This window comes from Nocardia sp. NPDC004568 (assembly GCF_040609955.1).
Classification (GTDB): domain Bacteria; phylum Actinomycetota; class Actinomycetes; order Mycobacteriales; family Mycobacteriaceae; genus Nocardia.
Genome location: NZ_JBEXLL010000164.1, coordinates 1 through 3,680, shown reverse-complemented (window position 1 = coordinate 3,680; position 3,680 = coordinate 1). Strand labels below are relative to the sequence as shown.

The following is a 3,680-nucleotide window of genomic DNA, read 5'->3' as shown; positions in this document are numbered from 1 at the left end:
CAACGCCGCCGCGGAATCGCTGTGGTCGACGTTCAAGCACGAACACTACTACCGGCATGTTTATGCGACGAAAGCTGAACTCATTGCCGCGGTTGGCAAATGGATGCACTGGTACAACACTCGGCGCCGTCACTCCACGATCGGGATGATCAGCCCGATCGCTTATGAACAATCACTATCGGCAGCTGCTACGGCTGCTTGATCCCCTGTCCACCATTCGGGGTGAACCTCACCCGAGCGTGTGAGCGCAGCAGCGGCCCGGTCACGTGGGTCGGCCAAGGCCCCATGACCAACCTTGCCTCCGTCGTGCACGCGGAACCGGGCTTGGCCGACCGGATCCAGGTGACCCAGCAAGGGGGCTGGCTCGACCGCTACCGGGACAAGACACGAGCGTCCCACAATCTTCGATTGGATCCGGTCGCCGCGGGGGTGGCGCTGCGCACCGTGGTGCGTCCGCGGTTGCTGCTCTCGGATTTCACCGGCGTCGACGACATCACCATCGGCCGGGATTCCTTCTTGTATGGGTTGCTCACTGCCCCCGGGAACCTGGAGTGGGCGCGGTGGCTGGCCGTGGGTTTGGCGCGGTGGTTCGACCTCGGCAAACCCAGCAGGATGCATGACCCGCTGGCACTGTCCGCCGCGCTCGGCCTGCCGTTCGTCGAATTCCAGGACTGCCGGGTCCGGATCGAGCCCGATGCCCGTCTGTACCGCGACCCCGAGGGACGGATTCTGAAAGTCGCCACCGACGTGGCGTATGGATCGTTTATGGCCTGGCTGGTCGAGACTCTCGCTGCTGGGCTTGGACTGTACCGCTGCTCGGCCGCGCCAACCCGCCACTGCCAGTGGGTCACCGCCGGTTCCGGGGCGACCGTCGAATCCCCGACGATGGAAGCCGCCGAAGGTCAGGGATGGAAGCCGTTCAGTGCCACCCAGCGGCGGGTTCTGGAGGCGATGGCCGACGGTGAACAGCTTCAGGCTCGTGAACTCTACGAACGGCTCCGATTGCCACGGATCCACAGTGCGGCCCGGACCGTGAACTGGCTCGCTCGCCACGGCTACATCGAACGCATCAACAACGCTGACGACGAGGGCGAGGCTCCGGGCGTCTGGGTTCTGACCGAGAAGGGCACAGCGGCGGCAGCCAACCCCGACGACGGCTACCAGCTGCGTTATGACGGTCTGCCCGCGTAACCGCCGTCAGGTCTCGTCCGATGCCAGCTCACCGATCATTCTCGACACCGACATCGGCGGTGATCCCGACGACGCGGTCATGGTCACGTGTGCAGCGCGTGTGCCCGAGCTCGCGGCGGTGCTCACCGCGGATGAGGTCGGCGGTGAGCGAGCCCGATTCGCACGCCACCAGCTCGATCTGCTGGGTCGCACCGAGGTTCCGGTCACCGCTGGCGCCGATCTCGGCAACACAAAGTACTGGGTCGTCGACGGCATGACCCCTGAAACTGTCCCCGGCGCAACAGCTGATGTGGTGGGCACGGTGCGGACGGTGTGCGCGACGACTTCCGGCCCGGTTCGGTGGATCGGGTGCGGGCCGTTGACCAACCTCGCCTCGGTGCTGAGGGCCGCTCCGGAGTTGGCCGACCGGCTGATCATCACTCAAATGGGCGGGGCCCTCCACCACCCGGACCCTCGTGGCCGTGGTCGCGCCGAGCATAACTTTCGCCTCGACCCCGACGCCGCCCGCTACATTCTCACCCGCGCCCGGCACCTCACCCTCGTGCTGGCTGATGTCACCTTCACCGACACGATCGCGCTGTACCCCGGGCACCCGCTTTACCAGCAGCTCGGCGCACCCGGCGCGCCGCCGTGGGCGGCACTGCTGGTCGAACACATCGACCGGTGGGATACAGACTTCGGTTACACCACCAAAATGCACGACCCGCTCACCCTCTCGGTCGCGCTGGGACTGGGGTTCGTCACCGTGGACCCACGCCCGATCATCGTCGGCGACGATGGCCGGGCCAGCATCGACCACGACCGGGGCAGCCCTGTCCGGGTCAGCACGGGGGCGGACTACTCCGCATTCATGAACTGGCTGAGCCGGCAACTCATCGACCGCAGACCTTGACCGAGGTGATTTGGGGCTGGTCACGTACCTGTTCGGAGCGCAGATAGTGCTGTTTCTACTGCGGCGTGGGCGGATTCGGCTTCCATGGCTGCCGGTACCGGTTCTCCGGCCGGTCCGAGGATTGTCCATCCTCCGAGTGAGACGACGGGTATGCCGCCTCGTCGGTTGGCGAGGGCGAGTTCTGACAGCGTGCCCCAGGAGCCGCCCACGACGATTACGGCGTCGGCGGACCACACCAGGATCGCGTTTCGGGCTTCGCCCATGTTGGTGTAGAGCACGGCGGACAATCCTTCGCAGGCCGCGGCGCGGTCGGTGTCGGGTCGTATGCCGATCACCAGGCCGCCGGCGGCGGCGGCGCCTTCGACGACGGCTGCCATGACGCCGGAACCGCCGCCGCACAGGACCGTGGCGCCTGCCGAGGCGAGGAGTCTGCCTACTTCCCGGGCGTTGGCTGCATCGGTGTCGGTGCAGTCGCGGGGGCCGCAGACGGCGACCTGGATTGCGGGCACATCACTCCTCGAGGCTGCTGCGATTCTCTCGGGCAGTGTAGGCGGTGAACAGCCCTATTCGATCGGTGAGTTCGCGGGTGGTCCGTGTGCCTGCGCCCAAGGTCGTGAATTCCGTTGCGATCTTGGTGACCCGCTCGGTAATAGGTGTGGTGCGCAGTTCGACAGGTAGGGCTAGCACGTTGTGCACGTGTGCGCTGGCGGCCTCGATATCGCCGAGCCCGAGGTGCGCGTGGGCGGCGTCGATCTGTGCGGCGGCCACGAACTCGGGCGGGGAGGTCTCGGTGAACAGTGCGAGGGCTGCTTCGGCGTGGCCGAGCGCGACCCGGCTGTGCTGTCGACCGCCCAGGGCGAGGTGCACTTCGGCGGCGTAGTAGCGGGCCTTGCCGGGATCGAAGTACATGACCCCGGGTGAGGCCGCGGCACCGGGCTGGACCCGGCCGAGTGCATCCATGGCGATATCGAGCGCGGCCAACGCCGCGCGGTCATCTCCGCGGGCGGCTTCTGCTCGTGCGAGTTGGCTCGCCAGCCGCAGCCGTGTCGCTATATCGGTCATGTCGGCGAGTCCGGTCTGGGCGTATTGGGCTGCGCGGTGGTAGTCGCCGCCCCAGTAGGCGACGTTGGCCTGGATCCATCGGACGTAGGCCATGAGGTGCTGGTCCTCGGCGTAGTCGGCAGCGAACCACGCGGTGCGGGCATGGGTATCTGCGTCATAAGGGCGGCCCAGATCGGCGCAGGCATGAGCCATCAGCGCGCACACCTGGCCCGCGATCAGATAAAGATCCGGCAGGAACCGGGGTCGCTGACGGGCGTCGACCAAGTCGAATACCTCGCGTCGAAGCCTCGCCAAGGCCGGAATCAGTTCCAGTGGGGGCTTGGTGAGGTAGTCGGCGGCGAGATGGGAAAGATCGGCGTGTAGTTGGTCGAGGACGTTCTCATCGACCACGCCGGCACCGCGTTTGACCCATCGTGCGGAGTCATCGGTGGACATGGCTATCTCCGTAAGTTGTTAATCGGCCCAGGAGGGTCGGATGTGGCTTATGGTTTCTTGCCTGTTGTGGCTTCTCAGGAGTGGCCGTCCGACCCTCCGG

The 3,680-nt window shown here is 66.4% G+C and carries 5 protein-coding genes; 3 read left to right on the top strand and 2 right to left on the bottom strand.

Annotated elements, in window-relative coordinates; translation table 11 throughout:
* The 3 genes from ABZV91_RS32240 to ABZV91_RS32230 all read left to right on the top strand — a co-directional run.
* Positions 1 to 202: integrase core domain-containing protein (locus ABZV91_RS32240; protein WP_355249494.1), on the top strand; the 202-nt coding region annotated here is incomplete at its 5' end.
* A gap of 20 nt (positions 203 to 222) precedes the next feature.
* Entirely contained in the window at positions 223 to 1,191 is a 969-nt protein-coding gene (locus ABZV91_RS32235) for a nucleoside hydrolase (RefSeq protein ID WP_355249493.1), read from the top strand.
* Positions 1,172 to 2,083, top strand: coding sequence for a nucleoside hydrolase (locus ABZV91_RS32230; RefSeq protein ID WP_355249492.1), 912 nt, complete (start codon positions 1,172 to 1,174; stop codon positions 2,081 to 2,083). The genes ABZV91_RS32235 and ABZV91_RS32230 overlap by 20 nt, the downstream gene beginning before the upstream one ends.
* A 20-nt stretch (positions 2,084 to 2,103) precedes the next feature.
* On the opposite strand, the gene ABZV91_RS32225 is transcribed toward ABZV91_RS32230, so the two are convergent.
* On the bottom strand, positions 2,104 to 2,592 hold the full coding sequence (locus ABZV91_RS32225; protein ID WP_355249491.1) for an LOG family protein: 489 nt from the start codon (positions 2,590 to 2,592) through the stop codon (positions 2,104 to 2,106).
* Position 2,593: 1 nt separating this feature from the next.
* Positions 2,594 to 3,580 carry a hypothetical protein gene (locus tag ABZV91_RS32220; protein WP_355249490.1) on the bottom strand — a complete coding sequence of 329 codons (987 nt, stop codon included), beginning with the start codon at positions 3,578 to 3,580 and terminating at the stop codon, positions 2,594 to 2,596.
* Positions 3,581 to 3,680: the final 100 nt, after the last annotated feature.

Bases quoted from the DNA above. Each gene is read 5' to 3' on its own strand.
- ABZV91_RS32220 (WP_355249490.1), bottom strand. From the start codon at position 3,580: ATGTCCACCGATGACTCCGCACGATGGGTCAAACGCGGTGCCGGCGTG.
- ABZV91_RS32230 (WP_355249492.1), top strand. From the start codon at position 1,172: ATGACGGTCTGCCCGCGTAACCGCCGTCAGGTCTCGTCCGATGCCAGC.